The 15,731-nt window shown below is 68.5% G+C and carries 14 protein-coding genes; 12 read left to right on the top strand and 2 right to left on the bottom strand.

Features of this window, described 5'->3' with window-relative positions; all coding sequences use genetic code 11:
- Positions 1 to 174: 174 nt before the first annotated feature.
- Positions 175 to 843, top strand: a complete 669-nt coding sequence (locus G3I17_RS14645) for a class I SAM-dependent methyltransferase (RefSeq protein ID WP_203590196.1) — start codon at positions 175 to 177, stop codon at positions 841 to 843.
- 126 nt (positions 844 to 969) lie between these two features.
- Positions 970 to 1,407 carry a DUF805 domain-containing protein gene (locus G3I17_RS14640; RefSeq protein WP_164596562.1) on the top strand — a complete coding sequence of 146 codons (438 nt, stop codon included), beginning with the start codon at positions 970 to 972 and terminating at the stop codon, positions 1,405 to 1,407.
- A gap of 55 nt (positions 1,408 to 1,462) precedes the next feature.
- On the opposite strand, the gene G3I17_RS14635 is transcribed toward G3I17_RS14640, so the two are convergent.
- Together G3I17_RS14635 and G3I17_RS14630 are read right to left on the bottom strand one after the other, a co-directional pair.
- Entirely contained in the window at positions 1,463 to 2,872 is a 1,410-nt protein-coding gene (locus tag G3I17_RS14635; RefSeq protein ID WP_164596561.1) for a metallopeptidase TldD-related protein, read from the bottom strand.
- Positions 2,869 to 4,386 carry a TldD/PmbA family protein gene (locus tag G3I17_RS14630; protein WP_164596560.1) on the bottom strand — a complete coding sequence of 506 codons (1,518 nt, stop codon included), beginning with the start codon at positions 4,384 to 4,386 and terminating at the stop codon, positions 2,869 to 2,871. The genes G3I17_RS14635 and G3I17_RS14630 overlap by 4 nt, the downstream gene beginning before the upstream one ends.
- Before the next feature lie 101 nt (positions 4,387 to 4,487).
- On the opposite strand from G3I17_RS14630, the gene hrpB reads away from it, so the two are divergent.
- The 10 genes from hrpB (at position 4,488) to G3I17_RS14580 (ending at position 15,702) form a co-directional block, all read left to right on the top strand.
- Positions 4,488 to 7,085, top strand: a complete 2,598-nt coding sequence (hrpB, locus tag G3I17_RS14625; RefSeq protein ID WP_343238307.1) for an ATP-dependent helicase HrpB — start codon at positions 4,488 to 4,490, stop codon at positions 7,083 to 7,085.
- Positions 7,086 to 7,109: 24 nt separating this feature from the next.
- Complete coding sequence (locus G3I17_RS14620; RefSeq protein ID WP_164596559.1) at positions 7,110 to 7,547, top strand: GNAT family N-acetyltransferase; 438 nt, start codon at positions 7,110 to 7,112, stop codon at positions 7,545 to 7,547.
- Between the two features lie 331 nt (positions 7,548 to 7,878).
- Positions 7,879 to 8,400, top strand: coding sequence for a sigma-70 family RNA polymerase sigma factor (locus G3I17_RS14615; protein WP_164596712.1), 522 nt, complete (start codon positions 7,879 to 7,881; stop codon positions 8,398 to 8,400).
- Positions 8,397 to 9,086, top strand: coding sequence for a hypothetical protein (locus G3I17_RS14610; protein ID WP_164596558.1), 690 nt, complete (start codon positions 8,397 to 8,399; stop codon positions 9,084 to 9,086). The genes G3I17_RS14615 and G3I17_RS14610 overlap by 4 nt, the downstream gene beginning before the upstream one ends.
- Before the next feature lie 61 nt (positions 9,087 to 9,147).
- Positions 9,148 to 9,819 carry a hypothetical protein gene (locus G3I17_RS14605; RefSeq protein ID WP_164596557.1) on the top strand — a complete coding sequence of 224 codons (672 nt, stop codon included), beginning with the start codon at positions 9,148 to 9,150 and terminating at the stop codon, positions 9,817 to 9,819.
- 260 nt (positions 9,820 to 10,079) lie between these two features.
- Positions 10,080 to 11,009 carry an ABC transporter permease gene (locus tag G3I17_RS14600; protein WP_164596556.1) on the top strand — a complete coding sequence of 310 codons (930 nt, stop codon included), beginning with the start codon at positions 10,080 to 10,082 and terminating at the stop codon, positions 11,007 to 11,009.
- Positions 11,009 to 12,007, top strand: coding sequence for an ABC transporter permease (locus G3I17_RS14595; RefSeq protein ID WP_164596555.1), 999 nt, complete (start codon positions 11,009 to 11,011; stop codon positions 12,005 to 12,007). Before G3I17_RS14600 ends, G3I17_RS14595 begins: the two co-directional genes overlap by 1 nt.
- On the top strand, positions 12,000 to 13,001 hold the full coding sequence (locus tag G3I17_RS14590) for an ABC transporter ATP-binding protein (protein WP_164596554.1): 1,002 nt from the start codon (positions 12,000 to 12,002) through the stop codon (positions 12,999 to 13,001). The genes G3I17_RS14595 and G3I17_RS14590 overlap by 8 nt, the downstream gene beginning before the upstream one ends.
- Entirely contained in the window at positions 12,998 to 14,029 is a 1,032-nt protein-coding gene (locus G3I17_RS14585; protein ID WP_164596553.1) for an ABC transporter ATP-binding protein, read from the top strand. The genes G3I17_RS14590 and G3I17_RS14585 overlap by 4 nt, the downstream gene beginning before the upstream one ends.
- The gene (locus G3I17_RS14580) at positions 14,026 to 15,702 is read left to right on the top strand and encodes an ABC transporter substrate-binding protein (RefSeq protein WP_164596552.1); all 1,677 of its coding nucleotides are present in this window, start codon (positions 14,026 to 14,028) and stop codon (positions 15,700 to 15,702) included. The genes G3I17_RS14585 and G3I17_RS14580 overlap by 4 nt, the downstream gene beginning before the upstream one ends.
- Positions 15,703 to 15,731: the final 29 nt, after the last annotated feature.

Raw genomic sequence — 15,731 nt, 5'->3', positions numbered from 1 at the left:
CGGGGCATTGGAATGCGGTGGGGTGGGCGTTCATCTGGCGTCCTCCTCGACGGTCAACCTCACTATCGCCAGGCGGAACGGGTGGACGCTTGAGTACGTCTACTCAATTCGTCGCGTAGGCTGCTGCGGGTCTGCCGGTTCGAACAGATCGGCGAGGCGAACACGGGGAGCAAGATGAAGACTGGGTATGTGGAGCTCGCAAGGGCTCAGCAAGAGCGATGGCAGACGGCTTATGAACAGCATCCGAGCCTGCACGGCACGGATCCTTCGGCGGCGGCCCGCTGGACGGCGAAGCTGTTCGGTGCCGCAGGCATCGATGACGTGCTGGAGCTGGGCGCCGGGCAGGGCCGGGACGCTTTCTACCTTGCCAGGCAGGGATTCAGCGTGCACGCCACCGACTTCAGCGAGTCGGCGCTCGACCGGCTCCGGCTGGGAGCGCAGCGCGAAGGGCTGGACGATCGGGTCACCGCGGCGTTGCACGACGTCCGCGACCCGTTGCCACCGGCCGACGCGACGGTCGGCGCGGTGTATGCGAATGTCCTGCTGAACATGGCTTTCTCGCGGACCGAACTGCGCACACTGGTCAACGAGATCCGCCGGGTACTGCGCCCTGGCGGGCTTTTCGTGTACACCGTGTGGTCGACCGATGACAGCCGCTTCGGGAAATGCACCGAGATCGGCGACGGCCTGTATGCAAAGGACGGATTCGCCGGCCGGTTCTTCGACCTCGACCTGGTGCACGAACTGGCCGAGCGCTGGGAGCTCGGCGGCGCCGATGCCTATGAGGAGAACGGCCACCGGCTGTGGCGCGTGACCCAGGCGAAACCGGCTCCGGCAACCTGAAGTCGGCTCGAAGTACGGCGTGCCGTGTTGCGGTGTGGTCACTAATGCGAATAGTTGCATTGACGAACCCGATGGGTTCCGACAGGCTCGGCCAGCGTCTTACCTTCAAGCTACGGAGTTCAGCTCATGCACTGGTTCACCGACGTCATCAAGCAGTACGCGACATTCAGCGGCCGGGCGCGGCGCAAAGAGTTCTGGATGTTCGTTCTCTTCTCCTGGATCATCAGCATCATCGTGAACATCCTGGACCGGATCATCGGTACGGACTCCGGCAACGGCGGCGGACTGCTGGGCTCGATCTTCAGCCTCGCCATCCTGATTCCGTCGCTCGCGGTCGCCGCCCGCCGGTTGCACGACACCGGCCGGTCGGCGTACTGGCTGTTCCTGATCCTCGCCATCGTCGTCGGCTGGATCGTCCTCCTGGTGTTCTACGTCCAGGAAGGCAACCCGGGCGACAACGAGTACGGTCCGGACCCGAAGGCTGCTGAGCGTGGAGCAGGCGGCTTCCCGCAGGAGCCGGGCTACCCGGGTTACCCGCCGGCCCCCCAGGGCCCGCAGGCCTGATCCAACGCAAAGGCCCGGCACCCCTGTACTACGGGGTGCCGGGCCTTCGTGTTGGTCAGGAGGCCTGGCTGACGCTGGACATGTTGAAGTCGGGCACCAGCAGCGGCGGGGTCGCGGTACGGGAGAAGTCGTCGCCCCACTCGCGGGAGAACGACGGGACTGTCGCGCCGGCCGCCGTGAAGCGGGAGAGCAGGTCGACGGGGCTCTCGTTGAAACGGAAGTTGTTCACGGCACCGGTCACCTCGCCGTTCTCGACCAGGTAGACGCCGTCGCGGGTCAGGCCGGTCAGCAGCAGCGTCTGTGGGTCGACGACCCGGATGTACCACAGGCAGGTGAGCAGGAGGCCGTGATCGAGGCCGGCCACCAGGTCGTCCGTCGTACCGGTCGCGCCATCGACCGAGAGGGCGTAGTTCTCGATCGTCGGTGTCACCGCAGGAGCGCCGGTCAGGTCGGCGCTGAAGCGGCTCTGCATCAGGTTCTCCAGCTTGCCGCCGCGGATCCAGTCGGTCGCGCCGAGGGTCAGGCCGTTGTCGAAGACGCTGGCCGAGCCGCCGGACGAGAACGCCACCGCGAACGGGAAGGTCTCCAGCCCGGTCAGTCCCGGGTCGGAGCGCAGGTTGACGGGGTGCGGGGACAGGACGTCGCCGATCCTGGTACCGCCTGCGGGCTTCGAGAAGACCGTGCGGCCCTCGTAGGCGTCGCGGCCTTCGAGATCCCAGAACAGGTGCGTCATGACGTCGCCGACGGCAGCGGGCGGCAGGATGGTCGGGTGCCGGCCGGCTTCCACCGAGACTGTCCGGCTGGCCCAGCCGAGCCGGCGAGTGAGCTCGGCGTCGAGCGCGAGCGGGTCGATGTCGCTGAAGTCGCGAGTGGCCGCGCCTGCCCAGGCGGACTGGCTCAGGTCGCCCGACTTGCCAGTCGCTGAGACGTAGCCCCTGGGCAGGCTATGCCGCAACCGCAGTCCGGTCGATGACCCGACGTACAGGGTGACGACCTCATGGTCGGCGAAGCCGTAGAGCCAGCGGCTCTCCTTGCCCGCTCGGGTGAGCGTCTCGCCGAGTGCGGGGGCGAAATCGGCGTACACGTTGACGGACGTCTCGTCTGGCTCCTCGGACCAGCCCTCGCCGACAGTGCCGTCCACTAGCGGCCGGGCGTCTTCTGCTGGGGTGGAGCTGCGTGCTGCCGCTACGGCAGCCTCAACGAGCTCGTGCAGGCTGACGTCGGTTATGGAGGAGCGGCCGACCACGCCGGCCGCCGTGCCCTCGCCTGCATCGACAGTGGCGATCACGGTGACTCTGGAGCCGCGCATGGCGCCATTGGTGGTCAGAGTGTTGTTGGCCCAGCGCAGGTTGGCACTGGAGGTCTCAGCGACCAGTACTACGCACCCGGACGCCCCTGCGGCCGCTGCCAGGTCGAGGCCGCGCTCGATGGTGTCCTGCGGGCTGAGCTGAATAGCGGTCGTCACCGGCCGGCCTCCTGCGTGGTGTTGAGGATGCGAACGCCGCGGAACAGCGCTGACGGGCAGCCGTGGGTGACGGCCCCGGACTGGGCAGGCTGGGCCTTGCCGCAGTTGAGAGCGCCGCCGAGCACATAGGTCTCGGGGCCGCCCACTGCCTCCATCGAGCCCCAGAACTCGGTCGTCGTGGCCTGGTAGGCGACGTCGCGCAGCTGCCCGTCCAGCTTGCCGTCGGTGATCTTGTAGAACCGCTGGCCGGTGAACTGGAAGTTGTACCGCTGCATGTCGATCGACCACGACTTGTCGCCGACGATGTAGATGCCGTTCTTCACCCGGCTGATCAGCTCCTCGGTCGAGGGGCCGTCGACGGCGGGCTGCAGCGAGACGTTGGCCATCCGCTGGATCGGGATGTGCCCGGAGGAGTCGGCGTACGCGCAACCGTTGGAGCGTTCGGTGCCGAGTACGTCCTGATTGACCTTGGCCATCCGGCGGTCGACCTGGTACCCGACCAGGATGCCGTCCTTGACCAGGTCCCACTGCTGGCCGGCCACGCCCTCGTCGTCGTACCCGACGGTGGACAAGCCGTGCTCCGCCGTACGGTCGCCGGTGACATGCATGACCGGGGAGCCGTACTCGAGGGTGCCCAGCTTGTCGAGGGTGGCGAAGCTCGTACCGGCGTAGTTGGCCTCGTAGCCGAGGGCGCGGTCCAGCTCGGTCGCGTGGCCGATCGACTCGTGGATGGTGAGCCACAGGTTGGTCGGGTCGATCACCAGGTCGTAGCTGCCGGCCTCGACGCCCGGGGCGCTCATCTTCTCGGCCAGCCAGCCGGGGATCTGGGCAAGCTCCTCGTCCCAGTTCCAGCCGGTACCGGTCATGTACTCCCAGCCGCGACCGGCTGGCGGCGCGCAGCCGGCCATGGTGTCGAAGCGACCGGTCTCGGGGTCTACCGCGGTCGCTACGATCTTCGGGCCGATCCGGACCCGCTGCTGGGTGGTCGAGGTGCCTTCGGAGTTCGCGTAGTACTTGCACTCGTTGACCGACGCGACCCGCGCGGTCACGTGCGTGACACCGGGATCCTGGAGCAGCCGGTTGCTGTAGTCGGTCAGCAGCGCGACCTTCTCCGCGCGCGGCAGGCCGAGCGGGTCGATCTCGTACGACGAGACCCAGCTGACGTCGTCGTACACGGGCTCGTCCGCGAGCTCGATCGGCTCGGAGTTGATCGGCCGGGACACCTGAGCCATGTTCACGGCCTGCTCGGCCACCCCCACGGCCTCGTCGGTCGTCAGCGCGACCCCGGCGGCGAACCCCCAGGTCCCGTCGTGGATCACCCGGACAGCGAGCCCGAGATCCTCGTCGTCCCGGGCATTCTCGAGCACACCGTCCCGCAGCGTGATCGACTCGGACCGAATCCGTTCCAGCCGGAACTCGGCAAACGTGGCTCCCAGATCCTTGGCCCGCTGCAATGCAGCGCTGGCGAGCTCATGACGGGGAAGGGCGAGGAAAGAAGCATCGACTTCAGACACGACCCCGACCCTATGACATCGCCGGTGCGACGCTCACGAGATATCTGTGTCAGGCCCGCACAGTGGCAGTCGGGCAGGGGCAGTCGGTTAGCGTCGGCTCTGTGTTGTTGCCTGATCCGTCCGTGCCTGGGGCCGACCTGCCTGTCCGTGCCGTCCTGCCCGCCACTGTCGACGCGGTCCGGCGGCACGGCACCGCGGTCCTGGTCGCGCCGCCCGGATCGGGGAAGACGTCGCTCCTGCCGCTCGCGCTGGCTGACGCCCTCGGCGGGACGATCGTCGTCGCCGAACCCCGCAGGATGGCGACCCGCGCCGCCGCGGCCCGGCTGGCGATGCTGGTCGGCGAACCCCTCGGGCGGCGTATCGGGTACGCGATGCGTGGTGAACGCAGTGGCGGAAAGGACCTCCGGGTGGAGGTGGTGACGACAGGGCTTCTGGTCCGGCGGTTGCAGCAGAACCCGGAGCTCCCCGGCGTCGCCGCGGTCGTGATCGACGAATGCCACGAGCGGCATCTTGATGCCGATCTGCTGCTGGCGCTCAGTATCGACATCCGCGCGAACCTGCGCGAGGATCTCGCGATCGTTGCGACGTCGGCCACCGCGGAAACGCTCACGCTGAGCCGGGCACTGGGTGCCGGCGACGACCAGCCGGCGCCGGTGGTCACCGCGTCGGCCGCGCTGTTCGGCGTGGAGATCGAGTGGGCGCCGCCACCGGTCCCAGTGCCGCTGCTTCCTGGCGGGCGGGTCGACCCACGATTGCTGGATCACGTTGCCGCGGTCGTCCAGCGGGCGTTGGCCGAGAATGACGGTGACATCCTCGTGTTCGTGCCGGGGGAGGCCGAGATCAACGGGGTGACGCGCCGGTTGGGCGGGCAGAACGTCTTGCCGCTGTTCGGCCGGCAGTCCCGGGCCGAGCAGGATCGTGCGCTGGCGCCAGGCACAGGCCGACGGATCGTGGTCACGACGTCGGTTGCGGAGAGTTCTCTGACAGTGCCGGGGGTTCGGGTCGTCGTCGATTCGGGTCTTGCCCGCGAACCCCGTACCGACCAGTCCCGCGGACTAGGCGCGCTGGTCACCTGCCGGGTGTCGAAGTCGTCGGCCGATCAGCGGGCCGGTCGGGCTGGGCGGGAGGCGCCTGGTCGGGTCTACCGGTGCTGGTCCGCGACCGATCACGCGCATCTCGACGATCATGCCGCTCCCGAGATCGCCACTGCCGATCTGGCCGCCTTCGCGCTGGATCTAGCCGCGTGGGGTGCGCCCGGTGGCGATGGTCTGAGCTTGCTGGAGGCGCCGCCGGTGGTGGCGATGAGCGCGGCGACCGAGCTGCTGCGTCGCCTGGACGCCATCGACGACGGCGGCCGGATCACTTCTCGGGGACGCCGGATGGCGGCTATCGGCGCGCACCCGCGGCTGGCTCGCGCGCTGCTGGACGGTACCTCCCGGGTCGGAGCCGACCGGGCCCGCGAGATCGTCGCGATGCTCTCGGAGGACTCCGGCCGCGACTTCGGCGACGATCTGCCGGCCCGCTGGCGATCGCTTCGGCGCGGCGTCGACCGGGCGGCCACGGCCCGCTGGCGAGAGGAGACGAAGCGCCTCAGCCGCGGCTCGGAACCCGCGGGACCCGCATCCCGATCGAGGGCGGACCACGCGGGGGGAGCCGCGCCGCGATCGGCGGCCGGCCACCCGGCGGCCGGTCTGTCAGCAGGAGGCGCGGCGGGGGTCGTACCGGATGATCTGGCGGTTGGGATCGTGGTTGGCCTGGCGTATCCGGACCGGATCGCCCTGGCTCGTGAGGCCGGGTCCGCGACGTACCAGATGTCGGGTGGTACCGGCGCTGCGCTGGACCCACAGTCGCCGCTGCGGACCACGCGCTGGCTGGCGATCGCGGTGGCCGACCGGGCACCGGGCCGGGCCGATGCCCGGATCCGGTCCGCGGCGCCGATCGACGAGGCGACAGCGCGCGAGGTCGCCGGTGACCTCGCCTCGTCCACCGACCAGATCCGCTGGGACGACGGCCGGATCGTGACCCGTCGGGTGGAGGCGTTCGGTGCGATCGTGCTCACCGACGTACCGCTGGCGAAGCCCGACCCCCTGCTCGTCCAAGCGGCCGTCCGCGATGGTCTGCGCCGCAGCGGTCTCGGCGTACTGCGCTGGTCCGAGGCCGCCGTCGCGTTGCGCGAGCGGCTCGCCTTCTGCCACGCCCATCTCGGAGCTCCGTGGCCCGCGGTCGACGATGCGGCGCTGCTGGCGGGCCTCGACGACTGGCTCGGCCCAGAACTCACCTCGGTGCGTGGCTCGGGCGATCTCGCCCGGCTCGACATTGCCTCCGCGCTCCGGCGGCTGCTGCCGTGGCCCGCCGCCACCCGGTTCGGAGAACTCGCGCCGGAACGGATCCAGGTGCCATCCGGATCCCAGGTACGGCTCGCGTACGACGGTACCGAGCCGCCCGTCCTCGCGGTCAAGCTGCAGGAGGTCTTCGGCTGGACGACGACCCCGGTGGTCGCGGACGGCCGCGTCCCGGTGGTACTGCATCTGCTCTCACCCGCAAGACGCCCGGTCGCGATCACCAGCGACCTCGCATCGTTCTGGTCCCAGGGCTACCCCCAAGTGCGCGCCGACCTACGAGCCCGCTACCCCCGCCACCCCTGGCCGGAGGACCCGTTGACAGCTCCTCCCACCAAACGAGTCAAGCCTCGCCAGTAAGGCGCGCGGGTTAGGCTCCGCTGCATGTTTCGTGAAGCTCGGACTGGGGATTTCGAGAGCGTGCAGCGCCTCTACCAGCAACTGCACCCCGGCGATCCCGTGCTGGCGGACAAGGTCCTCAAGGCGGCCTTCGAGCAGATACTGGACTCGCGCGGACTGCACATCTTCGTGCTCGAGGTGGAGGGACGAGTCGTCGCCACCACCTACCTGAATGTGATTCCCAACCTCACGCGGTCGGCTTCGCCCTACGCGGTGATCGAGAACGTCGTGGTGGAAGAGTCGCTGCGCGGCACCGGGCTGGGCCAGCAGGTGATGACGGGGACGCTGGCGGCTGCGTGGGACGCGGGTTGCTACAAGGCGATGCTGCTGACGGGCTCCCGCCGACCCTCGACGCTTGCCTTCTACCAAGCCTGCGGCTTCTCACCCGACGCCAAGTCGGCTTTCCTCGCTCGACCGTCGTGACGATCTGCCTGGCTCCTCGGCTGGGTTGCTGATCGGCTTGAGGCCTCGATCCCGTACACAACGACAGGAAGTAGTCGCCTGAACGACCCCGGCTCAGGCGGCAGTTGACAGTCGACGGGCCCAAGGCGGGCACTACTGCCTGTCGTTGTGTACAGAGGCGATCCGGGCGACTGCGCGCTGGCCACCACTGAGGAGCTGCGATCTGGGGTGGGCGGGAGCGGCCGACGGAGGAGGCGCGTGGGAAGAAGTGGAACCGATCAGGCTGTGGGGGTGTAGTAGGGCCGTAGCTGGTTGATGGGAGGTTGGGATCGGCGGGTTGGGTGAGGCGGAGATTCTGGCTCGGGTGCGCGGTGGGGAGACTGCCGCGTACGGCGAGTTGGTGGTTCTGCATGCCTCGGTGGCCAAGCGGACCGCGGTGTTCCTGGGGGCCGGCGCTGACGCGGACGATGTGGTGCAGGAGTCGTTCGTGAAGGCGTTTCGGGCGTTGGGGTCGTTCAGGGACGGGGCGGCGTTTCGACCATGGTTGTTGCGGATCGTGGCCAATGAGACTCGCAATCTGCAGCGGTCGCGAGGGCGGCGGGTCCGGCGGGAGGAGTTGGCCGTACTGCCGGATGATGTGCTCGATCCGGCCGACCACGCGCTGTCTGCTGAACGTCGAGGCGAGCTGCTGGCCGCAGTACGAGGTCTGCCTGACCAGTACCGGCTGGTGGTGACGTGCCGCTATCTGCTGGAGCTGGATGAGCAGGAGACGGCCACTGTGCTGGGTTGGCCGCGGGGCACCGTGAAGTCGCGGCTGCACCGGGCTCTGGGGCGACTACGGACGCAACTACCGGACAAGGAGGTGCAGCGATGACCTCATTGGAAGACGAGCTCCGTGCGCTCGGCCGTAGCGCCGTGGTGCCTCCCGTGGCAGACGACCTCGCCACCGCAGTGCTCGAGCGAGTCGCCGAGCGCCCGGTACGCCGTACCTTCGGCGAGGCCGTCCGTCGCCGCTGGCGCTCCCTACTGGCGCTGCTGGCCGTCCTGCTCGCAGGTGCCCTTGTTGCGCCGCCAGTGCGGGCTGCTGTGGCCGAGTGGCTCAACATCGGGGGAGTGGAGGCGGTACGCGTCCCCAGCGGTCCGACGAGCGCACCAGGACCTCCCGCGGTGCCTGGTCGCCTGACTTTGGCTGAGGCATCGAAGGTGGCCGGGTTCACTCCAGTGACTCCTGCTGCGCTGGGCACACCGACCAATGTCGAAGCATCGGCCGGGTTCGTCGCGGTGAGCTGGGAGACGCCGAGCGGCGTAGTACGGCTGGAGCAGTTTCAAGCGGAGCCGGAGCCGATGTACTTCAAGAAGTACTACAAACAGCTGGAGTACGTGCCGTCCATTGGCGGCTACTGGTTCAGCACGCCGCACGAGCTCGTACTCCTGAAGAAGGACGGTGTCGAGCAGACAGTCAGGGTGGCCGGGCCGACACTGGTGTGGGTGTCGGACGAAATGACGTACCGCCTCGAGGGTGTGCTGGACAAGGACCGCGCTGTCGAGCTGGCCCGGTGACGCGGGGAACCAGCCGGCGGGTAGCGGTGTATCCAGGGCAGTCGAACAACAGGAGACCGTCATGAAGCGCTGGATCCGCCGTACCCTCCCGCTGATCGTCCTGGGCATCCTCGGGGTCGGTGCGTTGCCGGCTCACGCCGGTGGCCCCACCAGCGTGCTGCTGAGTGTGCCGAGCGCCGGCAAGGTCGTTGCCACCGGCTACGACGACAAGATCTACGGCGAGTTGCAAGAGCTGCTCGACACGACGCCAGCGCCGGGGAGCCCGGCCGAGAAGACGGAACGCGCCAATGGCCGCTACGTCCGGGCGACCTGGATGATCCACGACATGACGCCGTGGCGCCTCGACATGATCTACCCGGACGCACCCGGCGGCCCATGGATCGCGACCACGGAGAACGCGAGCGGGGGCGCCCTGCCCTACGACCCGGTCTGGCACCGGGCCAAGGACGGCGCTCAGCTGATCAAGCTGCTTGATTCGCTCGGCCTCCTCAACGCGGACAGTGCCGACGGCGGCACCTTCGGCGGCCCGACCGCCCTCCCGCAAGCCCCGCAGACCCCGGCCGAAGTCGCCGCGGTGGACGACACCCCGACCGCCACCGTCCTGAAGGCCGAACAGAAGCCGCTGCTCGGCTGGCGCTGGTCCATCCCCGGCTTCCTCGTGGGCGCTGCCGCCGCCTACCTCTTCCTCCGCCTCCTCCCACGCCGCCGCTGGCAACTCATCGACGAGGAGTAGCCGGCAACTCATCGACGAGGACTAAGCCGTCCACTCAACCGCCCTCAGCGAGTACTTCGCCGAGGGCGGTCGCCGTGTGGCGGTAGACGGTGGTTCTGGTGGCGGCGTGCAACGAGCTGGTCACGGAGGGGGTCGAAGCGCTTGACGAAACCCTTGTGCGTGGACTGACATTCTCATCATTCAAGATGTGACGTGTCGGTGGGAGACTCTGGCCTACCGTCATTCGGCTTGGGTTCAGTCCATCGTTGTCAGGAGCGCTAGTGAGTTCGTCGGTCGCCGCGGCCGTCTCGCCGACCCGTCAGGCGCTTCGCCGCCTGCGACGGGACCGGAGTGCACGGCTGGGAGCCTTGCTTGTGCTCGGTCTGGTGGTGGTCGCGGCCGCGGCGCCACTGCTGGTCAAACTGGCCGGACAGGATGCGTACACCTACAACATCGGGCTGCTCGATCCGGCGCGCGGCAACGCCCCGCGCGGCGCGGTCGGCGGGCTCAGCGCCGACCACTGGTTCGGGGTCGAACCGCTGACCGGTCGTGACCTGTTCTCGATCGTCGCCCTCGGCCTGCGGACGTCGCTGTTCATCGCCGTGGTCGTCACCGTCATCACCACGGTGCTCGGCACCCTGGTCGGCATCAGCGCCGCGTACTTCGGCGGCTGGTACGACGCGGTCGTTTCCCGGCTGCTCGACTTCCTCTTCGGGTTCCCGAGCCTGGTCTTCATGATCGCGCTGGGCATCATCGTGCCGAGCGGGTTCCCGCGCTGGCTGCTGCTGATCCTGGTGCTGAGCGTGTTCGGCTGGGCCGGTCTCGCCCGGCTGATCCGCGGCCAGGCCCGGTCGCTGGTCACCCGCGAGTTCGTCGAGGCGGCCCGCTCGGTCGGCAGCAGTGGCTGGCATGTGATCACCCGCGAGCTGCTGCCGAACCTGGTCGGCCCGATTCTGGTCGTCGCGACGATGGCGCTGCCGGCGGTGATCACGTCCGAGGCGGCGCTGTCGTTCCTCGGCGTCGGGGTGGCGCCGCCGACACCGAGCCTCGGCCGGTCGATCTCCGACTCGATCGTCTGGGTCTACACCGGCGCCGACCCGTGGTTCCTGGCCTTCCCCGGCGCGATGCTCTTCATCGCCGTGCTCGGGTTCGTCCTGCTCGGTGACGGTGTCCGGGATGCGTTCGACGTCCGGCTGCGGAGGGCGATCTGATGCTCGACTTCGCCTGGTTCCTGACCCGTCGGCTGTTCTCCACCATCCTGGTGCTGCTCGCCCTCAGTCTGGCCGTCTACCTCATCTTCTACGCCCTGCCGGCCGATCCGGCCCGGCTCGCCTGCGGCAAACCCTGTACGCCGGACCTGCTGGCCCGGGCGCGGCACTTCATGCAGCTGGACCAGACCGTCATGCAGCAGTACCTGCACTTCCTCAAGGGCATCGTGGCCGGCCGGACCTTCGGTGAGGGCAGCGCCGCGGTGCACTGCGACGCACCCTGCTTCGGCTACTCGTTCCCGCTGGCCCGCCCGGTCACCACTTTGATCCTCGACCGGCTCCCGATCACCGCGTCGATCGCGCTCGGCGCGGCGGTGCTCTGGCTTCCCTTCGGGGTGTCGCTCGGCATCGGCGCGGCGCTGCGGCGTGGCAAGTTGTTCGACCGGATCGCCGTCGGGATCGCGCTGTTCGGCATCGCCGCGCCGTCGTTCCTGGTCGGGCTGCTGGCGATCCTGGTCTTCGGCTTCTGGCTGAACATGGTGCCGGTGAACGGCTACGTGCCGTTCACCGAGAACCCGCTCGACTGGGCCTGGCACCTGGTCACCCCCTGGCTGGTCCTGGCGATGCTCCAGGCAGCGTCGTACATCAGGCTCTCGCGGTCGCAGATGCTGGAAGAGATGAACCTCGATCACGTCACCACCGCCCGTGCCAAGGGTGCGGGCGAGCGCAGAGTGGTCTTCGTGCACGGGATCCGCGGCGTGCTGGTGCCGATCGTGACGATCTTCGGGCTGGATCTCGGTGGCCTGCTCGGCGGCGCGATCCTGACCGAGAAGGTGTTCAGCATGCAGGGCCTGGGCGAGTTGCTGATCAGCGGCGTCGGCCAGCTCGACGTGGCGGTGGTGGTCGGCGTGACGCTGTTCTCGGCGTTCCTGGTGATCCTGGCGAATCTGGTGGTGGACCTTCTGCACGGCGTACTGGATCCGAGGGTGACCCGTGGCTGAGAATCCTGTGCTCGAGGTCCACGACCTGCACGTCACCTTCCAGACCGAGGGCGGCCCGGTGCCGGCGGTGGCCGGGATCGACTTCGCGGTCGCGGCCGGGAAGACGCTCGCGATCGTCGGCGAGTCCGGCTCGGGCAAGAGCGTCTCGTCGGCAGCGGTGATGGGTCTGCTGCCCAGCAACGCCGACCTCACGGGGGAGGTGCTGCTCGACGGCCGCGAGCTGGTCGGACTTCCCAACGACGAGCTGCGCAAGATCCGCGGCAACGACATCGCGCTCGTCTTCCAGGACGCGCTGTCCGCGCTCAACCCGTACTACTCCGTCGGCTGGCAGGTCGCCGAGGCGTACCGGCTGCATCACGCTGTCTCCAAGAAAGAAGCTTTCGAGCGGGCCGTCCGGATGCTCGATCTGGTCGGCATCCCGTCGGCCAAGGCCCGGGCCAAGGACTACCCGCACGAGTTCTCGGGTGGGATGCGGCAGCGCGTCGTGATCGCGATGGCGCTGATCAACGATCCCAAGGTGCTGATCGCGGATGAGCCGACGACAGCGCTCGACGTCACCGTGCAGGCCCAGATCATGCGGCTGCTCGAGGACGTACAGAAGGAGTTCGGTACTGCGCTCGTACTGATCTCGCACGACCTCGGTGTGGTCGCGGAGGTCGCCGACGACGTCCTGGTCATGTACGCCGGTCGCGCGGCCGAGCATGGTTCGGTGAAGGACCTCTTCTACCGCGCGGCCCATCCCTACAGCCTCGGGTTGCTCGGCGCGATGCCGAGGGTCGACGTACCGCCGCGGCACCGGCTGACGACGATCCCCGGCAGCCCGCCGTCGCCGGGTTCGATCAAGACCGGCTGTGCGTTCCAGCCGCGCTGTGCATACGCGAGCCAGGTGGGGGAGCGATGCGTCACCGAGCGCCCCGAGCTCACCCCGAGGCCCGGCGAGGGCTATCACGAGGCCGCCTGCCATCTCGGCCGCCGACCGGAGGCCGCGCTATGACCGAGCCGAAACCAGCCGGGTCGGACGAACTGCTCCGCCTCGATGGCGTCAAGAAGTACTTCCAGCTCGGTACCGCGCCATGGCAGAAGTCGCAGTCGGTGAAGGCCGTCGACGGCGTCGACCTGATCGTCCGCCGTGGCGAGACCGTCGGACTGGTCGGTGAGTCGGGATCGGGCAAGTCCACGCTGGCCAGGCTCTCGACGCGACTCCTCGACCCGACCGCGGGCCGGGTGTCGATCGCCGGTCAGGACGTCACCAGGTTGCGCGGTCGCAGGCTTCGCCCGGTCCGCCGGAAGATCCAGATGGTCTTCCAGGACCCGCAGGCCTCGCTCAACCCGCGGCAGTCTGTCGGCACGATCCTCACCACTCCGTTCAAGGCGCAGGGGATCCGCCCGAGCCGCGCGCAGCTGGTCGAGCTGCTCAGCCAGGTGGGTCTTTCCGCGGAACATCTCGAGCGCTATCCGCACGAGTTCTCGGGTGGTCAGCGGCAGCGGATCGGGATCGCGAGAGCCCTTGCCGTGAAGCCTGATCTGCTGATCTGCGACGAGCCGGTCTCCGCGCTCGACGTCTCGGTCCAGGCGCAGGTGCTGAACCTGCTGGCCGATCTGAAGGACGAGCTCGGCCTGTCCTACGTGCTGGTCGCTCACGACCTGGCCGTCGTCCGTCAGGTGGCCGACCGGCTCGCGGTGATGTACCTCGGCACGATCGTCGAAGAAGGCCCGGCGGCCGAGGTGTACTCGTCCCCGGCGCATCCATACACGCGGGCGCTGCTGTCCGCGGTACCAGTCCCCGATCCCGGCGCAGTCCGGGACCGGATCGTGTTGACCGGCGATGTCCCGACGCCGATCGACCCGCCGTCCGGGTGCCCGTTCCGGACCCGGTGCTACAAGGCCGAGGACGTCTGTGCGACCACTCGGCCGGTACTGGAACCAGTTGCCGGAGGCACCCATCGGGTCGCCTGCTACTTTCCGGAACCGCCAACCCCTCTTGAACTCTCGAACCCCCCTTTGTCTGAGAGGACACCATGAAACGCACTACCCGAGCGTTCGCAGCCGCGGCCGTACTGGCTTTGGCCGTGTCCGCCTGCAACGCTAATGACAAGACTGCTCCGAGTAGTGGCAGCAGCGCCGCGGCCGAGCAAGGTGGCGCCCTCCACCTGCTCAGCACCAGCAAGGAGATCAACCTGGATCCGGCCAAGAGCCAGAACCTCGGGATCAGCACGCTGCACCTGGTCATGCGCGGTCTCACCTCGTGGAAGACCTCCCCGGACAAGGCCACCGAGGTCGTACCGGACCTGGCGACCGACACCGGTCAGGCCAGCGACGGCGGCAAGACCTGGACGTACAAGCTGAAGCCGAACCTGAAGTACGCCGACGGTTCGCCGATCGTTGCCGCCGACATCAAGTACGGCATCGAGCGGTCGTTCGCGCCCGAGCTGTCCGGCGGCCTCGGCTACCACAAGTCGCTGCTGATCGGCGGTGACAAGTACACCGGTCCGTACAAGAACCAGGAACTCGCGTCGATCGAGACGCCGAATGCGACCACCATCGTGTTCAAGCTGAACAAGCCGTTCGGTGACTGGCCGTGGATCGTCAGCATGCCGGCCTTCTCGCCGGTGCCGAAGAAGGCCGACACGGACCCGTCGCACTACGGCGAGAAGCCGGCCGCCAGCGGCCCGTACCAGGTCAAGTCGTACGCCCCGGGCTCGAAGCTCGAACTGGAGCGCAACCCGGGCTGGGACAAGTCCACCGACGAGGCCCGGACCGGTCTGCCGGACTCGATCGTGTTCGACATGGGCCTCCAGCCCGACGTCGTCAACCAGCGGCTGATCGCCGACTCCGGTGACGACAAGAATGCCGCCACCTCTGGTACCTCGATCCCGGCCGCGCTGATCCCGACCGTGACCAGCAACCCGGCCGTCAAGGCCCGCGTCGCGACCTCCCCGTCGGGTGCGCTGGAATACCTGGCGCTGAACAACAAGCGCCCGGGCCTGTCGAACCCCGAGGTCCGCAAGGCGATCCAGTACGCCGTCGACAAGCAGGCCGTCCAGGTCGCCGAGGGCGGGCCGGAGTTCGGTGGCGAGATCGCGACCACGCTGATCACGCCCGGGATTGAGGGCTACAGCAAGTACGACCTGTACCCGACCGCTCCGCAGGGTGACCCGGAGAAGGCCAAGTCGATGCTCACCGCGGCCGGGGTGACCAACCTCAACCTCGTCTTCGCCGCCGCCAACACTCCCGTCGGGCTCAGCGTGGCGCAGGCGATCCAGCAGGGCCTGAAGCGGGCCGGCATCACGGTCACGATCAAGCCGTACGAGTCGGACCCGCTGTTCGACCTGACCACCGGCGCCAAGGGTGACTACGACCTGACGGTGTCGAGCTGGCTGCCGGACTTCCCGAGCGCGCTCGGCAACATCCAGCCGCTGTTCGGCACCTCCGAGATCGGCAACGGCGGGTACAACCAGTCGCGCTACTCGAACCCGACGGTGGATGCCGCGATCCAGGCAGCGACCGCGGAGGGCGACAAGGCCAAGGCCGCCTCGGCCTGGGGTGCGCTGGACAAGCAGATCATGGCCGACGCACCGATCGTCCCGCTGATCTACGCCCGGAACGCGTTCCTGCACGGTTCCAAGGTGCAGAACTTCTACCTGCCGTCCTACCCGCCCTACCCGAACGTGCTGATCGTCGGCCTGAGCAAGTAAAGGACGCTTACGTCCGAAGAAGTGTGCAT

This window comes from Streptomyces sp. SID13031 (assembly GCF_010548305.1).
In the GTDB taxonomy this organism is placed as follows: Bacteria; Actinomycetota; Actinomycetes; order Propionibacteriales; family Kribbellaceae; genus Kribbella.
The sequence above is the reverse complement of the archived record's forward strand: the minus strand, read 5'-3'. Positions and strand labels throughout refer to the sequence as shown.